This window comes from Pedobacter psychrodurus (genome assembly GCF_004331735.1).
Lineage (GTDB): Bacteria > Bacteroidota > Bacteroidia > Sphingobacteriales > Sphingobacteriaceae > Pedobacter > Pedobacter psychrodurus.
In genome coordinates this window covers 44,997-63,669 of the sequence record NZ_SJSO01000001.1, presented here as the reverse complement: position 1 = coordinate 63,669, position 18,673 = coordinate 44,997, and the positions used below count along the sequence as shown (strand labels likewise).

22 protein-coding genes are annotated in these 18,673 nt (G+C 38.3%); 13 read left to right on the top strand and 9 right to left on the bottom strand.

Translation table 11 applies throughout. From position 1 onward, the window contains the following. Positions 1–141 precede the first annotated feature (141 nt). From EZ456_RS00315 to EZ456_RS00295, 5 genes are all read left to right on the top strand, one after another. Positions 142–477, top strand: coding sequence for a tRNA-binding protein (locus EZ456_RS00315; RefSeq protein WP_131526313.1), 336 nt, complete (start codon positions 142–144; stop codon positions 475–477). Between the two features lie 277 nt (positions 478–754). Next, entirely contained in the window at positions 755–1,222 is a 468-nt protein-coding gene (locus EZ456_RS00310; RefSeq protein WP_131526312.1) for a nucleoside deaminase, read from the top strand. 193 nt (positions 1,223–1,415) lie between these two features. Beyond that, the gene (locus EZ456_RS00305; protein WP_131526311.1) at positions 1,416–2,024 is read left to right on the top strand and encodes a superoxide dismutase; all 609 of its coding nucleotides are present in this window, start codon (positions 1,416–1,418) and stop codon (positions 2,022–2,024) included. Positions 2,025–2,121: 97 nt separating this feature from the next. Beyond that, complete coding sequence (locus EZ456_RS00300) at positions 2,122–2,583, top strand: hypothetical protein (RefSeq protein WP_131526310.1); 462 nt, start codon at positions 2,122–2,124, stop codon at positions 2,581–2,583. A gap of 50 nt (positions 2,584–2,633) precedes the next feature. After that, positions 2,634–2,879, top strand: coding sequence for a hypothetical protein (locus EZ456_RS00295; protein WP_131526309.1), 246 nt, complete (start codon positions 2,634–2,636; stop codon positions 2,877–2,879). A gap of 135 nt (positions 2,880–3,014) precedes the next feature. On the opposite strand, the gene EZ456_RS00290 is transcribed toward EZ456_RS00295, so the two are convergent. Both EZ456_RS00290 and fcl read right to left on the bottom strand, forming a co-directional pair. Continuing rightward, complete coding sequence (locus tag EZ456_RS00290) at positions 3,015–3,947, bottom strand: hydrogen peroxide-inducible genes activator (protein ID WP_131526308.1); 933 nt, start codon at positions 3,945–3,947, stop codon at positions 3,015–3,017. Positions 3,948–4,082: 135 nt separating this feature from the next. Next, a complete protein-coding gene (gene fcl, locus EZ456_RS00285) occupies positions 4,083–5,009 on the bottom strand; it encodes a GDP-L-fucose synthase (RefSeq protein WP_131526307.1) in 927 nt (308 codons plus the stop codon). 112 nt (positions 5,010–5,121) lie between these two features. Between fcl and trmB the strand changes: the two genes are divergently transcribed. The 6 genes from trmB (at position 5,122) to EZ456_RS00255 (ending at position 8,182) form a co-directional block, all read left to right on the top strand. After that, the gene (gene trmB, locus EZ456_RS00280) at positions 5,122–5,772 is read left to right on the top strand and encodes a tRNA (guanosine(46)-N7)-methyltransferase TrmB (RefSeq protein WP_131526306.1); all 651 of its coding nucleotides are present in this window, start codon (positions 5,122–5,124) and stop codon (positions 5,770–5,772) included. Further along, entirely contained in the window at positions 5,772–6,107 is a 336-nt protein-coding gene (locus EZ456_RS00275) for an MGMT family protein (protein WP_131526305.1), read from the top strand. The genes trmB and EZ456_RS00275 overlap by 1 nt, the downstream gene beginning before the upstream one ends. Positions 6,108–6,170: 63 nt before the next feature. Next, positions 6,171–6,524, top strand: a complete 354-nt coding sequence (locus tag EZ456_RS00270) for a carboxymuconolactone decarboxylase family protein (protein WP_055902946.1) — start codon at positions 6,171–6,173, stop codon at positions 6,522–6,524. 104 nt (positions 6,525–6,628) lie between these two features. Next, entirely contained in the window at positions 6,629–7,003 is a 375-nt protein-coding gene (locus tag EZ456_RS00265; protein ID WP_131526304.1) for a four helix bundle protein, read from the top strand. Positions 7,004–7,043: 40 nt separating this feature from the next. Continuing rightward, positions 7,044–7,634: a DNA-3-methyladenine glycosylase I gene (locus EZ456_RS00260; protein ID WP_131526303.1), complete on the top strand. Its 591-nt coding sequence runs from the start codon at positions 7,044–7,046 to the stop codon at positions 7,632–7,634. Between the two features lie 38 nt (positions 7,635–7,672). Next, positions 7,673–8,182, top strand: a complete 510-nt coding sequence (locus EZ456_RS00255) for a GNAT family N-acetyltransferase (protein WP_205944994.1) — start codon at positions 7,673–7,675, stop codon at positions 8,180–8,182. A gap of 39 nt (positions 8,183–8,221) precedes the next feature. On the opposite strand, the gene EZ456_RS00250 is transcribed toward EZ456_RS00255, so the two are convergent. Next, positions 8,222–8,905: a hypothetical protein gene (locus tag EZ456_RS00250; protein WP_131526301.1), complete on the bottom strand. Its 684-nt coding sequence runs from the start codon at positions 8,903–8,905 to the stop codon at positions 8,222–8,224. A gap of 152 nt (positions 8,906–9,057) precedes the next feature. Between EZ456_RS00250 and polA the strand changes: the two genes are divergently transcribed. Both polA and EZ456_RS00240 read left to right on the top strand, forming a co-directional pair. Next, positions 9,058–11,865, top strand: a complete 2,808-nt coding sequence (gene polA / locus EZ456_RS00245) for a DNA polymerase I (RefSeq protein WP_131526300.1) — start codon at positions 9,058–9,060, stop codon at positions 11,863–11,865. Positions 11,866–12,010: 145 nt separating this feature from the next. Next, complete coding sequence (locus tag EZ456_RS00240; RefSeq protein ID WP_029274964.1) at positions 12,011–12,352, top strand: hypothetical protein; 342 nt, start codon at positions 12,011–12,013, stop codon at positions 12,350–12,352. A gap of 188 nt (positions 12,353–12,540) precedes the next feature. Here the strand turns inward: EZ456_RS00240 and EZ456_RS00235 are convergent, their stop codons facing one another. The 6 genes from EZ456_RS00235 to EZ456_RS00210 form a co-directional block, all read right to left on the bottom strand. Next, a complete protein-coding gene (locus tag EZ456_RS00235; RefSeq protein ID WP_131526299.1) occupies positions 12,541–13,218 on the bottom strand; it encodes a metal-dependent hydrolase in 678 nt (225 codons plus the stop codon). Positions 13,219–13,315: 97 nt separating this feature from the next. After that, positions 13,316–13,621, bottom strand: a complete 306-nt coding sequence (locus tag EZ456_RS00230; protein WP_057930731.1) for a YbaB/EbfC family nucleoid-associated protein — start codon at positions 13,619–13,621, stop codon at positions 13,316–13,318. Between the two features lie 24 nt (positions 13,622–13,645). Further along, entirely contained in the window at positions 13,646–14,629 is a 984-nt protein-coding gene (locus tag EZ456_RS00225) for a hypothetical protein (RefSeq protein WP_131526298.1), read from the bottom strand. Between the two features lie 5 nt (positions 14,630–14,634). Next, positions 14,635–15,867 (bottom strand): serine hydrolase domain-containing protein, encoded by a 1,233-nt coding sequence (locus tag EZ456_RS00220; RefSeq protein WP_131526297.1) that lies wholly within the window; start codon positions 15,865–15,867, stop codon positions 14,635–14,637. Between the two features lie 68 nt (positions 15,868–15,935). After that, positions 15,936–16,487, bottom strand: a complete 552-nt coding sequence (locus EZ456_RS00215) for a cupin domain-containing protein (protein WP_131526296.1) — start codon at positions 16,485–16,487, stop codon at positions 15,936–15,938. Between the two features lie 334 nt (positions 16,488–16,821). Continuing rightward, entirely contained in the window at positions 16,822–18,600 is a 1,779-nt protein-coding gene (locus tag EZ456_RS00210; RefSeq protein WP_131526295.1) for a DUF885 domain-containing protein, read from the bottom strand. Positions 18,601–18,673 lie beyond the last annotated feature (73 nt).

Sequence of the window (18,673 nt, the reverse complement as noted above, 5' to 3'; positions counted from 1 at the left end):
TTGGAAAAATATAAAACGCAAATTTTTTATAAAATCTGTTTAATTTAATGCAACCGTTTGAATTGAATTCTCACTCTAATTTAACTACAATCGAATTATTTAATAATTTATATTTTTGCCAGCTATATATTAAAATAAACTATGGAAGAGATTACCTGGAATGATTTCGAAAAGGTAGAATTGAGGGTGGGTACCATTTTAGAGGCTATCGAATTTCCTGAAGCCAGAAAACCAGCCTATAAAGTAAAGGTAGATTTTGGTGAGTTCGGTATTAAAATGAGCAGTGCACAGATTACCAAACATTATACATTAGAAGAATTACCCGGAAAACAGATTGTTGGGGTGATCAATTTTCCGAAAAAGCAGATCGGCAAGTTCATGTCCGAATTTTTAGTTACCGGCTTTGCCGATGAAAATGGTGATATCGTATTAGCAGCAGTTCAAAGCAAAGTGCCTAATGGCAGTAAACTCGTGTAGACCTCCGAAGTTTTGCCTGCCCCTTGCCTTTGGAAAATCGGAAGTCTACGCGTTATTTGTTCACCATTAGCACAGACTTTGTTCAATAGCCCTGATTGAAGTGGATGCCGATTTTTCATCGGCAGGAATGAAAAGCAGGACTGCAGCAGCCGATTAGCACTAACATTGCGCTTCAAACAAAAAGAAAGAACATTCCACGATCGGCTTTAGAGAAATCCGAAGTGTTACCAGCCCATTGCCCTTGGAAACTTCGGATGTCTTACGCTATATTTGCTCCATGAGTTTTTACAATTTCGAAAATACCGATCCTGAAGAAGAAGATATCCATTATATGAAATTGGCTTTGGAAGAAGCAAAAAAAGCTTTGGCAGATGATGAAATTCCAATCGGTGCTATAGTGGTTAGCAAGAATAGGATTATTGGTCGTGGCTACAATTTAACTGAGCGTTTTAATGATGTTACCGCACATGCAGAAATGCAGGCTTTTACCTCTGCGGCGCAAACTATTGGCGGAAAATATTTAAGGGATTGTACCTTATATGTAACCATCGAACCTTGTGTAATGTGTGCTGGTGCAAGTTATTGGACACAAATTGGTCGCATTGTTTATGGAGCCCGCGAAGAAAAAAGAGGATTTATTTCCAAAAATGCGAATCTGCTCCATCCTAAAACGGTATTAAAAGGAGGCATAATGGCAGAGGAATGTGCGGCGCTGATGAAAAATTTCTTTGCGAAGAAGAGGTAAGGCGCATTGACCATCAACCAATTTTTTCACAAAGTTATCCCACCTATCGCACTGAACCTTACAGCTTTTAAACCAGTTTAACTTTACAACAATGCGTAGAAAACGATTTGATGATAATAACATGAACAAATCTTAACGTTCTAATGTTATATTTGCTACAGAAACATTTTTAAATCTTTAAACATAAAACATTATGGCTTTTGAATTACCTGCGTTACACTACGCAACCGATGCATTAGAACCGCATATTGATAAAACTACCATGGAAATCCACCATGATAAACACCATCAGGCTTACGTTACCAACTTAAATAAAGCATTAGAAGGTAAGCCAGAGGCGACTTCGAGCATCGAAGAAATTGTAAAACACATTTCAAAATTCCCTGCTGCTGTTAGAAACAATGGTGGTGGCCATTATAATCACTCTTTATTCTGGAACATTTTAGGCCCAAATAAAGGTGGTGAGCCAACTGGCGATTTAGCTAAAGCAATTAACGAAACTTTTGGTTCGTTTGCTGACCTTAAAACTAAACTACAAGAAGCTGGTGCTACACGTTTTGGTTCTGGTTGGGCTTGGTTATCAGTAGGTGCTGATAAAAAACTTCAGGTTTCTTCTACGCCAAACCAAGATAACCCTTTAATGGATGTTGCTGAAGTTAAAGGAACACCAATTTTAGGTATCGACGTTTGGGAGCATGCATATTACTTAAAATACCAGAACAAACGCCCTGATTATTTAGCGGCAATTTGGAATGTAGTGAATTGGGATGCAGTTGCTGAACTTTACAAAAAAGCTTTGTAAGCTAAACATCCAATAAAATTTTAGAAAGTCTCGGTGTAAATCGGGACTTTCTTGTTTTAAGATAATTAAGTAACTTCGCAGACCTAAAATGTTCAAAATGAAAAGGCTTGTAATTTTATTTTTAGTTATTGTTGGTGTAAATGGATTGGTGCGTGCACAGCAAAATAAAGTACCCACCCCTTCAGAAATTGCGCAAAAGAATGTAGAAGATCTGGACAAGCGATTAAAACTGAATGGCACGCAAAAAAGCGTAATCTATAGTTTTACTTTTAGCCAGGCTAAAGAACAGGCAGATTTAATTAAAAGGCAACAAGCTGGCAACTCCCGTGAGGAAGATGTAGACAAATTCTATAAACTGCAGAACGAAACCTCAAAAAATATCCGGAATGTTTTAAGACCAGAGCAACAAACCGAATATGATAAAATCATTGAAGAACGCTTAAGTGGTAAAGGCTTAAAAGCAAAAAACAAGAAGAAGAAAAAAGGCGAGGAAGAAGAAGTTGAGAGCGATATTAAAGGATTGCTATCTGCACCCCCTGTACAAAAACAAAATCAGTAATATTTTATTAAGCGAGCTAGCGGTTTTGTAATCGATTAAATCAATAACAAATGCCAGAGATAATCGTGGGCACTATTGTACTCGGACTACTATTGTCGCCACAGTTACTTGCAGGTTTTTTGGCAAAGCGAACAGGCCGGAATTTTTGGTTCTGGTTTTTAATTTCCTTTTTAATCCCCATTATTTCATTAATTATTTTGATCTTTTTAGAAGATAAAAATCCTGCCGTATCAGGCTATAAGCTGGCTGATCATGTAGATAAAAACAAGGGATTAGTTTCCGAGGCTGTGAAATAATAAATTTTATAGAAAAGTCGTCATCTCGACTGAAGCGCAGCGCAATGGAGAGATCTAATCAAAAGTGCTCTCGAGATAGATTTCTCGACTACGTTGCACTCCGCTCGAAATGACGATCGAGAAGCAAGCTGCAAATTATATCCCAACAATATCTTTTTTCTTTTTTTGCTTCATTGCTTTTGGGATAATTTCTAAAATCTCATCTTTTAAAGCATTAAGCATCCGTTTTTTAATAAAGTTTTTGTGTGTTACCAGGCTGATCTCGCGCACCGGCTCTGGAGATTTAAAGTGACGGATTTTGCTGGTTTGTTTTGCGTTTAATTCGGCTATGGCCAATTCAGGCAATAATGTCGCTCCACCATTTAAATCGACCATCCTAACCAAGGTTTCTACACTGCCTGTATTGTACTCTAAGCCTTGTAACCTGTTATTTTTTGTTGATCTGCAAATATTCAAAACCTGGTTTCGCATACAGTGGCCTTCGTTTAAAAGCCAAATGTTTTCGTCGTTTAGATCTTCAGCATCAACCGCCTTCTTTTTGTAAAGTTTGCTGTTTTTGCTGATGTAACTTACAAAGTTTTCGTAATATAATGGGGTTTCTGTAATGTTCGGGTCGGTAAGTGGTGTGGCTAGAATACCGCAATCCAGTACACCTGTTTTTAGGTGGTGAATAATATCTTCGGTGGTATATTCCCAGATTAAAAGCTTTAATTCAGGATATCTATCCAGCATGGCAGAGATTACTTCGGGGAGCAGGTATGGTGCAACAGTTGGGATTACGCCTATTCTTAGCTCGCCTAGAACATCCTGCTGCTGACTGCTGATCAGTTCTTTTATTTTTCCGCTTTCCTGTAAAATAATTCTGGCCTGGGCAATAATCTGGGTGCCAATTTCAGTCGGGCTTACAGGTTGTTTGCTCCTGTCGAAAATTTTAACGCTAATTAGTTCCTCGAGTTTTTGCACTTGCATACTTAAGGTAGGTTGCGTTACAAAACATTTATCTGCGGCAGTAACAAAACTTCTGTAAGTATCTACAGCAACGATATATTCTAGCTGGACTAAAGTCATATAGGTAAAATTGATTTATATTTTCAAATATATAAATTCTAACTATATAAAATTATTGAATGAGAAAATTAATGAGTGATTGAATGAAAGTTTACTAAAGCATTCTGTCATTCAATCCTTCTCTCATTCAATCATCTAGTATCTGCTTTCGAAATCCTGATAAGCCAATGCAATACCTTCGCGAAGTTCTATGTGATGTTTCCATCCCATATTATGGAGTTTGCTTACATCCATCAATTTACGTGGTGTTCCATCGGGTTTGCTGGCATCGAATACCAATTTGCCTTCAAATCCCAATACGTCTTTAATTAATAAGGCTAAATCTTTAATGGTTAAATCGTGTCCGGTACCCACGTTGATCAAATGTGGCTCGTTGTAGTTTTGCATCAAGAAATAACAGGCATCGGCTAAATCATCTGCAAACAAAAATTCGCGCATGGGTGATCCTGATCCCCAAACCACAATCTCTTTTTCGTTATTCGCTTTTGCTTCGTGCACTTTACGGATCAAAGCAGGCAAAACATGTGAGTTTTGAGGATGGTAATTATCGTTAAAACCATACAAATTGGTAGGCATTACTGAAATAAAATTACAACCATACTGATCGCGGTAAGCATCGCACATTTTGATCCCCGCAATTTTTGCAATGGCATAAGGCTCGTTGGTGTGCTCTAAAGTTCCGGTTAAAAGGTAATCTTCTTTCAAAGGCTGTGGAGCCATTTTAGGGTAAATGCAACTCGAGCCCAAAAACATCAGTTTCTTAACGCCATTTGCATAAGCATTGTGGATCACATTATTTTGTATGGCTAAATTCTCGTAAAGGAAATCGGCCCGGTAAGTATTATTGGCCACAATGCCTCCTACTTTTGCCGCAGCAAGAAATACATAATCTGGTTTTTCTTCAGCAAAGAAATCTGTAACGGCCTGTTGGTTGCGTAAATCTAATTCGCTCGAAGTTTTAGTTATAATATGCTCGTAACCCTCTTTTTGCAGTTTGCGGTAAATGGCCGAACCCACCATGCCACGATGGCCTGCAACATATATTTTAGCGTTTTTTTCCACGGTATTTTTTATAGGTTACAAAAATACGATTCCTTAATAAGAAAGGCATTAATCTTTCTGGCAAAAGAAACTTCGATTATTGATTTAATTGTATTTTTGCAGAAAAAAACTTTTGGGTAAAGATAAACTTAGGCGTTTTGCAGAGATCGAAACATTTGCAAACGTATATCAATTAGAAGAAGGAAAAGTCTTAAAGGGAAACTGGGCTTCAGCACATTTTAAAAATGCAAACCCTATCGTGCTCGAGCTGGCATGTGGAAAAGGCGAATATTCGGTAAATTTAGCCCGGTTGTTCCCTGAAAAGAATTTTATCGGGATTGATTATAAAGGTAACCGCATTTGGCGTGGTGCCAAAACAGCAATCGAAGATGGGATTAACAACGTTGCTTTTTTAAGAATCCAGATTGAAAACTTACTGGATTATTTTAATGAAGGAGAAATTGATGAAATCTGGATCACTTTCCCTGATCCGCAGCCACAGGATAGCCGTGAGAAAAAACGGTTGACTTTTCCAGCATTCCTGAACCGTTATAAACTTGTTTTAAAACCAGGTGGTAACGTTAATCTGAAAACCGACAATGATCAATTGTATGCTTATACTTGCGAAAAGGTGGCAGAATTAGGATTACCTGTACATAAAAATACAGATCATTTGTATACTTCTGATCTGGTTGATGAGGTATTGTCGATCAAAACCTATTACGAGAAAAAATACTTGCTACACGATAAAAATATTAATTATATTCAATTTTCTTTTGAATAATGGATACCAACTTTTACGAACAGGTTTATGAGATTGCCCGGTTAATCCCGAAAGGAAGGGTTACCTCTTATGGAGCTATCGCGAAAACTTTAGGTGCAGCAAAATCATCAAGAATGGTGGGGCATGCCATGCTTTATGCCGGAACGGCTCACCCGAATGTTCCAGCACACCGCGTGGTAAACAGTAGCGGTTTACTTACCGGAAAGTTTCATTTCAAGCCACCAGAATTAATGGAAGAGTTATTAAAGAAAGAAGGGGTTGAAGTAAAGAACGATAAGGTTGTTAACTTTAAAAAGGTATTCTGGAATCCTTTGGAAGAAATAAACCTTGATTAATTTTATAGTTTTAAGAATTAACATCATTCTCTCATTCAAAAATCATTCACTCAATAAATAAACATGGGAAAGTTAGTAGAAGAATTTAATGGCTATCGTGAAAAAATGAACGATAGGATTATGGAAACGGCGAATACAAACATCAAACGGTTTTTCGCGCTTGATACCACTTCTTATGCAGATGGAGCCTTAGATGTTAAAACGAAAGAAATGCTGGGCCTGGTAGCCTCGATGGTTTTACGCTGTGATGATTGCATTAAATACCACTTAGGCAAATGTTTTGATGCAGGCGTAAACAGCGACGAAATGAACGAAATTTTCATGATCGCTAACCTTGTAGGTGGTAGCATTGTAATTCCGCATTATAGGAGAGCTGTGGAGTATTGGGATGAGTTAAGTTTGGAGGCGGGAGTTTAGAGTTGGGAGCTTCCTTGCATGTCCCAGACCGGAGCTGTGAGTTTTCAGCGTGGGAATTCTAAAAATTGACTAAATAATGCAATTGAATGTTCTTATATTTAGTTATGGGAACAATTAAGGATTTATTGGCTTATCAGAAAGGATTTAAACTTTCAATGGAAATATTCCATATCTCTAAAAGGTTTCCATCAGAAGAAAAATATAGTTTAACAGATCAGATCAGAAGATGCTCAAGAAGTGTTTGCGCGAACTTGGCAGAGGCTTATAGAAAAAGGAAATATCCAAACCATTTTGTTAGTAAGCTTTCTGATGCTGATACTGAAAACGGTGAAACTCAAACTTGGCTAGAATTCGCTCTGGCCTGTAGTTACATTTCTGAGGATGAATTTAATATGTTAAATGATCAAGCAGAGGAAGTTGCAAAGTTATTGGTATACATGATGAATAAGCCAGAAAAGTTCTTAATCAAACTGTCTTAATGCGTTGCTTTGGATGATTCCAAGCTCCAATCTTAGCCCTATGCCAACTCAAAACTCCCAACACCAAGCTCCAAACTCAACAATACGCTGCACCTGGGCAGGTTCCGATCCGCTCTACATCAAATACCACGATGAAGAATGGGGAAAACCCGTTTATGATGATAAAATTTTATTCGAGTTTTTAATACTGGAAGGAGCACAGGCAGGTTTAAGCTGGATCACTATCCTTAGAAGACGAGAAAATTACCGTAAAGCATTTGCCAATTTCGATGTTAATAAGGTTGCTGCTTTTAACGAAAAAGATGTAGAACGTTTAATGAACGATGAGGGCATTATCCGTAACCGTTTGAAAGTGAACGGTGCCATCACCAATGCCAAACTGTTCATCGAAATCCAGAAAGAATTTGGCAGTTTCTCTAAATACATGTGGAGCTTTGTTCCAGGTGGTAAACCTATTTTAAACCACATCGAAAAAATGGGTGATGTTCCACCAAGAACTGAACGCTCTGACCAGATTAGCAAAGACCTGAAAAAACGTGGCTTTAAATTTTTCGGCACCACGATCTGTTACGCACATATGCAGGCAACCGGAATGGTTAACGATCATTTATTAACCTGCTGTGCAAGATAATGTTTGCTTCAGCTACACTCCATACAGACAGATTTTTATTGAGACAATTTCATCATAATGATCTGGCATCCATATTTAATGGGTTGTCGCATCCAGATGTAATACGCTATTATGGAGTAAGTTATTCTAACCTGGAGGAAACCCTCAACCAACTAACCTGGTTTAATGACCTCCAAAAAAATGAAACAGATATATGGTGGGCAATCTGCGATAAAGGGAACTATAAATTCTATGGAGCCATAGGGTTTAATGATTTAAGTAAAATCGATAAAAAGGCAGAAATTGGTTTTTGGTTATTGCCCGAATATTGGGGAAAAGGCATTGTTAAAGAAGTGGCAGATCCTGTTTGTAGTTATGCCTTTGAGAAATTAGACCTAATAAAAATTGAGGCTATGGTTGAAACAGAAAATGAAAATAGCAAAAAGGTGCTGAAAAAAATTGGGTTTGATTATCAGAAAACGATGAAGAATTACGAAATTAAATATGATAGGTTTATCAGTTTGGAGATTTATGCCAAGCTAAAAACGAATGTGAATGATATGATTTAAACGATCTTACAACCCTAAAATCTATTATTAATCCTAGCTTTATTTCTTTGTCGCGTTATACTCCTTAACCCATTCAATTACATCTCTGCTATTAAAATCGGTGCCTGCCTCAACTTTAGCTTTTAGGGCAGGTTGGTCGCCCATTTTTTGTAATAAAATATTTTTAACTTCAGCTTTTTTGGTGTCTTCGGTTATCGCTTTCATCGGCACTTCCTGTAAAGGACCAGCGCCTGGTTTTTCGATAAAGTAGCGAACCGCAGGGGCTCCTGCTAGTCGTTCGGGTGCCGAATTACGTCCTCCGCCAATACTGATTCCGCCGCCCATTCCCATACCACCATAACCACCGGTTCCGGTGCCAATACCAATTGATGGTCTGAACTTTACTTTTTTCTCCTTTACTTCAGGAACTAAGGTACCTCCTCCAAAAGAATAAAGATTAACCGTTCCCATTTCGATTACCTTAACAAAACGATATTCGAAATTACGGCCGTTCGCAAAACCCTTACTCACAAAACTATTTCCGTTCCAGAAGAAATTTTTAACATCCTTTGCAGGTAAAATCACATCGGCTTCATCGTTAGCACTGATAAAAACCGAAAAATAATCGGTACCCTTTATCGTTCCGCGGATTACGTCATCGTTGTTTTTAACAATAAAATCTTGGGCATAGATTGAATACATAGATGTAAAAATCAGTATAATTAGGGCTATGGCTTTTTTCATATCAATTGATTTTTTAAAATAACGAAATTTTGGTGGTTTTGAGATACAGTTCATAAAATTTAATGTTATAGTTCTATAGATTATTAACTTTGGTTACTTTTATCATCCGGTAAATCTATTTGTCGGTGTAATCATTAAATCGGTGTAATCACATGAATAAAAAACTCTTTCTCCTAGATGGTATGGCGCTGATGTACAGGGCACATTTTGCACTAAGTAAAAACCCTCGTTTTACTTCAACGGGCATCAATACATCGGCAGTAATGGGCTTCACTAATACTTTGTTAGATGTTTTGAAGAAAGAAAAACCAACACACATTGCTGTTGTTTTCGATACTGAGGCACCAACAGAAAGGCATACTTCTTTCGAAGCCTATAAAGCACATCGCCAGGCCATGCCCGAAGATCTGGCTGCAGCAATGCCTTACGTCATAAAATTAATTACTGGTTTTAATATTCCTGTAATCACTTCTGATGGTTATGAGGCCGATGATATTATTGGTACACTGGCCAAAAAAGCAGAACAAAAAGGGTATCAGGTGTATTGTATGACCCCTGATAAGGATTTTGCCCAATTGGTTTCTGAAAATATTTTCATTTACAAACCTGCCCGTATGGGTAACGATATGGAAATATTGGGCGTAAAAGAAATATTAGCGAAATGGGAAATCGAAAATGTACTTCAAGTAATTGATATTTTAGGCCTATGGGGCGATGCTGTAGATAATATTCCAGGCATTCCCGGCATAGGCGAGAAAACGGCTAAACTTTTAATTAAGCAATATGGCTCTATGGAGAATATTATTGCAAACTCTCACGAGTTAAAAGGAAAACAACGCGAAAACGTAGAAAATTTTGCAGAACAAGGTTTAATATCTAAAAAACTGGCTACCATTTTATTGGATGTTCCGGTTGAATTAGACGAAGCTAGTTTAGAACTCTGCGATCCGAGCCGCGATTTATTAGAACCATTATTTACCGAATTAGAATTCAGGACTTTAGGCCGCAGGGTGTTTGGTGATGAATTTTCGGTCACCACCGCACGTTTCCAAGAAGGCACCCAAACCGATTTATTCGGTAACCAAGCCGGCGAAGCCATTCAATATACAAATACGCTTGAAGAAGAGCCGGCAGAAAAACTTCCGGCTAAAACCATAGAAAATACCGAACACGATTATCAACTAGTTGATACGGCTGAGCAACGTGCTGATTTGATCAAATTATTACTTGCCGAAAAACGGATCTCATTTGATACCGAAACCACGGGCACTGATGCAAACATGGCCGATTTAGTTGGTTTATCGTTCTCCATAAAACCTGGAACAGGTTATTATATCCCGGTTTCGGCGGTAAGGGAAGAGGCTCAGGTTATTGTTGACGAATTTAGGGTGGTATTGGAAAATGAAGATATTGAGAAAATTGGTCAGAATACCAAATACGATATTTTAGTGCTGAAATGGTATGGTGTTCAGGTGAAGGGTAAACTTTTTGATACCATGCTTGCCCACTATTTAATCGATCCGGATACCCGCCATGGTATGGATGTATTATCTGAGAACTACCTAGGTTATTCGCCGATCTCTATTACCAAACTAATTGGTGCAAAAGGTAAAAATCAGGGCACCATGCGTGATGTCCCTGTAATTGATGTGGTAGACTATGCAGCAGAAGATGCCGATGTAACTTTGCAGTTAGCGCATATCTTTGAACCAAAATTAAAAGAGTTAAATGCAGCCAAACTCGCCGAAGAAATTGAAAACCCTTTGGTTTATGTATTGGCCGATATAGAAAAAGAAGGCGTTCGCATTGATATCGAAACCTTACAGGCTTATTCTAAAGAGCTTGAAATCGAAATCATCAAGTTCGAACAAAATGTTTACGACAAAGCAGGAGTTAAATTTAACCTGGCCTCACCAAAACAATTGGGAGAGGTTTTATTTGATAAACTTCAGTTAGATCCGAAAGCCAAAAAGACTAAAACAGGCCAGTACCAAACTGGAGAAGACGTTTTAATGGCCTTAGCCAGCAAAAGTGATATTGTACAGGATATTTTAGATTTCCGGCAGTTACAGAAACTTAAATCAACCTATGTTGATGCGTTGCCACTAATGGTTAACCCAAAAACCGGAAGGGTGCATACCTCCTATAACCAGGCTGTTGCTGCTACAGGCAGGTTAAGCTCCAACAATCCGAATTTACAGAATATCCCGATCCGTACTGAACGTGGCAGAGAAGTGCGTAAAGCCTTTATTGCCAGGGATGAAAATCACATCTTGTTATCAGCCGATTATTCGCAGATAGAATTGCGCATTATTGCCGAAATCAGTAAAGAAGAGAATATGCTTGATGCTTTTAACAAAGGGATCGATATCCATACGGCAACAGCAGCAAAAGTATATGGTGTAAGCATCGAAGAGGTAGATGGAACACAGCGAAGAAATGCCAAAGCGGTTAATTTTGGGATTATCTATGGCCAGTCTGCTTTTGGTTTATCGCAAAACTTAGGTATTCCACGTAAAGAAGCTGCTGAAATTATAGAACAATATTTTGCACAATACCCAGGTATTAAACGCTACATGAGCGATACCATGAACTTTGCCCACGAGAATGGATTTGTAGAAACCATAATGGGCAGAAGGCGCTATTTAAGGGACATCAACTCTGCCAACCAAACGGTGCGTGGTTTTGCAGAACGAAATGCCATCAACGCGCCTATTCAAGGCTCTGCAGCAGATATGATCAAGATAGCCATGATCAATATCCATAAAGAAATGAAAGCGCAGAACTTACAATCAACCATGACCATGCAGGTGCATGATGAGTTGGTGTTTGATGTAGTGAGATCGGAAAAGGAAGTAATGAAAGCAATTATTCAGGATAAAATGGCCAATGCTATTAAATTAACGGTGCCTATCGTTGTAGAAATCGGAGAGGGAGATAATTGGTTGGCTGCGCATTAAAAATAAAAATATTCGTTATCTTCATTAAAACTTCATTTCAATTAATGAATTTTACATCAAGACATTAACGAGTAAAATAAAAATTATGAAACTTTGGAGTAAAACGAAGAAGCTTCATAAAAACTAAAAAACAAATCAAAGAATTATGAAAAAGTTATTGAGTTTAATCGCAATCGCAGCATTTGGTTTAACAACAGCATTTGCTCAAACACCTGCTACGGCTCCTGCAGCTAAAGCTAAAACAGTTGTAAAAAAAGAAGTAAAAACAACAACAGCACCTGTTAAAGCAGGCGTAAAACAAGAGGCTAAAAAAGTAGAAACTAAAACAACTACCACAGCTGCTAAAGTAAAAGCAGATGGCACGCCAGATATGCGTTTTAAAGAAAATAAAGCAAAAGCGGTAACTAAAGTTGCTGGCCCAACTAAAAAAGACGGAACAGCTGATATGCGTTATAAAGCAAACAAAGCTGCCGCTAAAAAGAATTAGGTTCAGGTTTATAATTTGAAGGGTCTCCAATGAAAATCGGAGGCCCTTTTTTGTTTTTACGCCACTTGTTCGAACGAGGCATTTCTAATAATGGCCGTCATCTCGACTGGAACGTAGTGGAATGGAGAGATCTGCTAGGTAGATCTCTCGACTGCGTTGCACTCCGCTCGAGATGACGGAGAATTAAACTATAAACTTATCGTTTCACCAATTTCTGGTAACAATAAGGTTTTATTTTCGCGCTTAAATTTATCCAAAGCCGCTTGGGTATCAATTTCAATTACCGGAAAAGTATTATAGTGTACCCCGATTACATTGTCGCAATCGAAATATTTTGTTGCCACCAAAGCATCATCAACGTCCATAGTGTAATTTCCACCAATTGGTAAGATAGCATAATCCAGGTTGTAAATATCAGCCAAAACTTTCATCTCGATGGTTAAACCCGTATCGCCTGCAAAGTAAATCTGTTTGCCATCTACTTCAAGTACAAAGCCAGCAGGATTTCCGCCATAACTTCCATCTGGCAAGCCTGATGAGTGTGTGGCCGGTACCATGCGTACAGCTCCCCAATCAAAAGTAAATTTACCAAAATTCATTCCATGTACTTTTTCTACGCCTTGTTTAGTCACCCAATCTATTACCTCTGGCATGGCAATAACTGTTGCTTGCGTTTGATTTGCTAGCGCTACCAGATCGGCCACATGATCGCCATGACCATGGCTAACTAATATATAGTCGGCCTCAATGGCTTTAATATCTATATTTTTAGCTAATGGATTGTGCGATATAAACGGATCGAATAGTAATTTTTTGCCGGCTGCCTCTAACAGGAAGCAAGATTGGCCGTAATAGGTATATTTCATAGCTTTAGTTTCAAGATTGTAATGGTAGCTCCAAGATTTTATTATCAAGTATCGAGGTTGGATTTCCTAAAATAAACAGTTTCGGAGCCTAATGGTTTTATTGGCCAAACATACCGCCTAAGCCTCCAAGCATATCTTGTGCTGATGCCTGCATTTCGGCGGCACTTACCTGTTCGGCGCTTGCCATAGCTTTATTAATGGCTGTTAACAAAAGTTCTTCTAATTCTTCCTTGTCGGCGTTTTTCAAAAACTCCTCATCAATGGAAATTCCGGTGATAGCTTTGTTAGCTGTAGCGGTGATTTTAATTGCACCATTTTCAACTTCACCAAATACCGAAATGGTATCCAGGCGTTTTTTAATTTCTTCGGCTTTTTGTTGTGCCGCAAATAATTTATCGAACATAATAGATGTGTTTTTATAATAAAACTAAATTCTGCCTAAAATCGTATTCGCCTCATCAATAAATCGGTCTATTTTTTTAGTGCCTGTAAAGTTCTTAAGGATTAATGTGGTTGCTTTGTTTTTGGCAGGTAAATCTATTTCTGCCCTAACTTCGGTACCAGCGTAAATAAAATTTGTCGTTTTACGGATAATCTGAAAACGGATTAAATCATCAAAAGGATACGCTCTTATCACGCGGCCAAAAAATGTAGATCGGACTATTTTCCGTTGAGCTTTATCAAAACGTATACTTGAAGTTGCCGCAAAGAGAAAGGCCAAACCAATAACTGCAGGAAAATAGGTAAGGAGTATTTTTTGGAAAGAGCCTTCGTTTGTTAAAAAATCTGGATTGAATAATATCGCAATGGTAACACCTATCAAAATCAATCCAATGATTAAACTGCCTATCTTGTTATCGCGTAACAGGTATACGCCGCCTTCTTCTTTAAAAAACTGAAAATCGTAAATGGTTTGTTTTGGTAAAATGGGTGCATTGGCAAACACAAGTTCATCAATTTTTGGCAATACTTCCTGCTGAAACTGAATGAGATTGAGATTAGTAGCCTTGCTATAACCAGATGAAACAATTAAGCCCTTTCCGTGCCTGTTGCTCTTTTTAAACAGGCGATAATTATAACCGCTTCCCAGTATTTCATAAGCTTGCACCGAAGCAATATCATCAAATGGGATCGAACCTGTAGGTAAAAACCCTATCTTTTTGTACAATTTTCTGCTATTGCCATCAAAAATAATCTTGGTTTCGGCAATAAAAATTAAAAGCAAAGGAATTAATAATAGGAAGCCATAATACCCGAAAGTAAAGCCTGATGAATAACCTTGCAGCGACCTGGATAGAAAAAAAATAAACCCGGCAATGAGTATGAAAAAAATAAGGCCAATTATCCTTAAATTTCTTTTAGGATAGATGGTTAACGTACTCGGCTCAATAATCCATTTAGTTTTTGCCATAAAAATTAATCTTCATCTGACCCCGGCAAACTTCCGTTGCCATGGTATGCACCTTTACGGATAACCGGCATATTAAAGTGTTTATACAGCTCATCAAGATGCATTAAACTTCCGTTGGTAAGGTTGCCTAAAAATATAATTACAATGTTTTTGTTTAAATCTCTTACATAAATATGGCGAAAACCATGCCACCAACCTGTGTGGTAAACTACTTTGTCCATCTTCTCGCCATCGAACATCCTCCAGCCATAACCATAGTTAAAATGACCATTAATAGGTTTATTGCGGCCCAAATATGCCGAATCAAGGCTATTTTTGGTCAGCAATCTTCCGTTTTTCAAATATTTATCAAATAATACCAGATCGTGTACCGTGCTATAAATACCTTTATCACCAACAGGACCGTCTAAGAAATTCTGCGCAACAGAATATCTAAAACTATTGCGGTCGTGGCCAACCACATCAACCGGAATTTTTTCATACTCAGTAGTGCTATACACATGCGTATGTTTTAATCCAGCAGGTTTAAACACATGTTCCATCATATACTGCGAGTAACGTTGTCCGGTTACTTTTTCTATAATGGCCCCCAAAACCATAAAATTTGAATTGTTATAGTGAAAACGGTTATCTGGTTTAGTATATGGGTTTGGTTTTCGCTCAGCAATAACATTCATTACTTCCTGATTGGTTACGCCTTTTTTCATGTTGCGTTTTTCCTTACGCCAGATATCGTCAATGAAGTAAACATAATTCATCATGCCGCTGCGGTGAGAAAGTAATAATTTCACCGATATGCCTTCGTATGGGAAGTTTGGATAGAATTTTTTTACGTTATCGTTCAACGAAAGTTTGCCGGCTTCTACCAGTTGCATAATCGCTGTACCAGTAAAGGTTTTGGTAATCGAAGCCAGCTCGAATTCTGAATTGATGGTTAAACTATCGCGGTGCAGGTAATCGGCCCATCCAACAGCTTTTTCGTAAAGAATTTTTCCATCTTTAGCTACCAGCATATTTCCGTTAAAATTGAATTTCCGGTGCAGGTTATCTACAAAATCAGCAATCCATTTATCGCCTTTTTGTGGATTATAAACCAGTAAGAGGCTATCTGCTTTGTCGTCGTCTTTTGTGCGGATCTTTTTTTCAGCGGCCTTTTTCTCTTCAGATTTTTTGCTTGAACATGCGGTTAGTAAAGTTACAGAGAGGGCTAATGCTGAACATATATATCGAAAATTCATTTATATTAAGGATAGTGTATTTAAAACCCGAAAATTAAAGAATTTTAGACGGTTAAAACGAAAGAGTTTTACACATTTTCGCAATTCTGGTTGTACCAGCACTCAAATAGGTGACCTTTACTTCCATAAACAGGGTCGCTGTCTGGATTTTTCACTTTGGCTATGGTTTCATCTGCTTCAGGCCGCTCATCAGCTTTGCCATATTTCATGTCGTAATCAGAACCATTTGGATAGGCACCAACAACAGTGAAGTCCTCGCTTGAGTTCAGTTTTTTATGCGCTACACCTGCAGGGATAATAATAACATCACCTTTATCCAGTTCGATACAAACACCATGATCGCCCCCAAACTGTACGTCTGCCTTGCCACAAAATACTCCCATTACCTCGTGTGTATTGCTATGGTAATGGTGGTAATCGAAAATACCATCTACCCAGGCATTGGTATACCCGTTCTGTGCGAAAACTTTCTTGATTACTTCTTCGGTATCATCAGGGTGCAACCTGAATGTGCCTTTATAAATCATTAGCGGCAAATTCGGATTATTCGGAAAATTGCCATTCTCCTCTATTTTATGCGCAACTAAGTAAGCTTCTTGTATCAATTTTTCTTTGTCCATGACTTGGGTGTTTTAGTATTTAACAAAGTAATAGGAAAAGGGTTTAGCGTTATCAGGTTTTTCTCCCGCAGATTTATAGAATGATCGTCATCTCGACCGGAGCATGGCGGAGCGGAGAGATCTATCTAGACAGATTTCTCGGCTGCGTTGCACTTCGCTCGAAATGACAACATTTATTATGAACTTGTCATTCTGAGCGCAGCGAAGAATCTGCAAGTGATTAGCAACATGTTTAATGAAAGCATCCCATAAATTGATGGCAGTGGTTAAGACTGTGTTTTATAGGAAAAGATTCTTCATTGCATTCAGAATGACAAAGAGCCTCGGGTTTTGTCTACTTCTGGCTTTCGGCCCAGGTATCCATCTTCGCTTCAAAAACCGATAAGGGGAACGACCCATCTTTTAAAACCGCAGTATGAAAAGCTGCCAGCTTAAATTTCGCGCCTAATTCTTTTTCATATTTGGCTCTCAATTCTCTTATTTTCATTGCTCCGGTTTTATAGCCAAGAGCTTGTGCAGGTATGCCCATATAACGTTCAATTTCTGCTGTTGCACCTTCTGTGCTAATGGCTTCATTGTCTGTCATGTATTTTATAGCCTGTTCCCTGCTCATGTTTTTGGTGTGGATGGCCACATCAACCACTAAGCGGATGGCTCTGTGCATTTCATCGCCCAATGCGCCCATGTGCTGGTAAGGATCTTGATATAAGCCTAGTTCTTTACCCAGCGATTCGCAGTATAAAGCCCAACCTTCTACATAAGCATTATGCCCACCGAAACGGCGGAAATTAGGAAGCAACTTATTTTCTTGCGTTAAAGAAATCTGATAATGGTGACCAGGTATAGCTTCGTGCAAGAAAAGAGATTCCATTCCAGAGGTGGTGTTAAATGTTTTAGCATCTAAAATTGGCACATAAAAGATCCCTGGACGTGATCCATCTGCCGAACCTTGATTATACTCTGCGCTGGCAGATGCTGCTCTGAAAGCTTCTGTTTGGCGGATTTCGAAAGGTGTTTTAGGCTCAACATCAAACATCTTTTTTAAATTGGGCTTCATGCGCTGATGGATATTCTCAAAGGCAGCTAAAACTTCTTTTGGTGTTTTATAAGGCATGAATTTTTTATCCGTTTTCATGTATTCGAAAAAGGCCTTCAAATCGCCCTTAAAGCCCACCAGATTTTTGATGCTATCCATTTGGCCTTTAATGCGGGCAACCTCTTTTAAACCTGTTTGATAAATCTCTTCTGGCGTTTTGTTGGTGGTAGTTTGTTGTTTAACCAGATAAGTATACCAGGCCAAGCCACCTGGTATAGCAGAATAACCAGATGTGGTTCTAGTTTTTGGCAGGTATTCGTTCTGTAAATAATCGCCCAATTTTTTATAGGTAGGGATAATTACCTTAGTGATCGAATTGCGGTACGCTTCTGTTAACTTCTGCTTATCTGCTGCAGAAAAACTTGCAGGCATTAATTTGATTGGCCCATAAAATAAACTTTGTTCGGGCGTAGCCACAACCATACTCTGCATCTGAGGAATCATTTTAATGACCAATGCTTTTGGCAATACAATACCCGCGGCAGCACCTTTTTTAAAATTCCCAATAGCTGTATCGGCCCATACCGAAAATGCATCAACACGTTTTAACCAATCTTCATAATTTTTTACGGTTTTAAAAGGCTGGATGCCCGTTCCCGAACCAAACTGGCCAATGGTTAAAGGCAAAGCAAACATCTGGTTAAACGGAAGATATTCGAAATGATACTTAAACCCTTCCATATTAATATCCAACTGATCTTTTAAATAATCGAAAGATAATTTGTCGTTTGCACTTAAGTTTTCTCTATCGTATTTGCCCAAGCTATCTAAATAACGTTCGTTATAGCTTTTAAATTCTTTTATATAAGCTTGCGACCCATCATTGGCTAAAAGATCATTATAGCGCTCGTCGCCAATATAAGTGGCATTTATGGGGTTCAGTTTTAATCCATCCTGATAATATTGTTCGCATAGGGCTGCAAAAGCTTTGTTTTCGGTATTGTTATCCGAACTGCTTTTTTGCTTGCAGGCAACAAGCGCTGTAATGCATGCTGCAAAAAGAAATATCTTTTTCATTTATTTTTGGTTAAGGTTCTAATCAAAAATAACAAATTATTAGCCATTTACTAGTGTTCACCTTAACGCAAAA

Coding starts and splice junctions, on each gene's coding strand:
- EZ456_RS00315 (WP_131526313.1), top strand. CDS start 142: ATGGAAGAGATTACCTGGAATGATTTCGAAAAGGTAGAATTGAGGGTG.
- EZ456_RS00310 (WP_131526312.1), top strand. CDS start 755: ATGAGTTTTTACAATTTCGAAAATACCGATCCTGAAGAAGAAGATATC.
- EZ456_RS00305 (WP_131526311.1), top strand. CDS start 1,416: ATGGCTTTTGAATTACCTGCGTTACACTACGCAACCGATGCATTAGAA.
- EZ456_RS00300 (WP_131526310.1), top strand. CDS start 2,122: ATGAAAAGGCTTGTAATTTTATTTTTAGTTATTGTTGGTGTAAATGGA.
- EZ456_RS00295 (WP_131526309.1), top strand. CDS start 2,634: ATGCCAGAGATAATCGTGGGCACTATTGTACTCGGACTACTATTGTCG.
- EZ456_RS00290 (WP_131526308.1), bottom strand. CDS start 3,947: ATGACTTTAGTCCAGCTAGAATATATCGTTGCTGTAGATACTTACAGA.
- EZ456_RS00275 (WP_131526305.1), top strand. CDS start 5,772: ATGGATACCAACTTTTACGAACAGGTTTATGAGATTGCCCGGTTAATC.
- EZ456_RS00270 (WP_055902946.1), top strand. CDS start 6,171: ATGGGAAAGTTAGTAGAAGAATTTAATGGCTATCGTGAAAAAATGAAC.
- EZ456_RS00265 (WP_131526304.1), top strand. CDS start 6,629: ATGGGAACAATTAAGGATTTATTGGCTTATCAGAAAGGATTTAAACTT.
- EZ456_RS00260 (WP_131526303.1), top strand. CDS start 7,044: ATGCCAACTCAAAACTCCCAACACCAAGCTCCAAACTCAACAATACGC.
- EZ456_RS00250 (WP_131526301.1), bottom strand. CDS start 8,905: ATGAAAAAAGCCATAGCCCTAATTATACTGATTTTTACATCTATGTAT.
- polA (WP_131526300.1), top strand. CDS start 9,058: ATGAATAAAAAACTCTTTCTCCTAGATGGTATGGCGCTGATGTACAGG.
- EZ456_RS00240 (WP_029274964.1), top strand. CDS start 12,011: ATGAAAAAGTTATTGAGTTTAATCGCAATCGCAGCATTTGGTTTAACA.
- EZ456_RS00235 (WP_131526299.1), bottom strand. CDS start 13,218: ATGAAATATACCTATTACGGCCAATCTTGCTTCCTGTTAGAGGCAGCC.
- EZ456_RS00230 (WP_057930731.1), bottom strand. CDS start 13,621: ATGTTCGATAAATTATTTGCGGCACAACAAAAAGCCGAAGAAATTAAA.
- EZ456_RS00225 (WP_131526298.1), bottom strand. CDS start 14,629: ATGGCAAAAACTAAATGGATTATTGAGCCGAGTACGTTAACCATCTAT.
- EZ456_RS00220 (WP_131526297.1), bottom strand. CDS start 15,867: ATGAATTTTCGATATATATGTTCAGCATTAGCCCTCTCTGTAACTTTA.
- EZ456_RS00215 (WP_131526296.1), bottom strand. CDS start 16,487: ATGGACAAAGAAAAATTGATACAAGAAGCTTACTTAGTTGCGCATAAA.
- EZ456_RS00210 (WP_131526295.1), bottom strand. CDS start 18,600: ATGAAAAAGATATTTCTTTTTGCAGCATGCATTACAGCGCTTGTTGCC.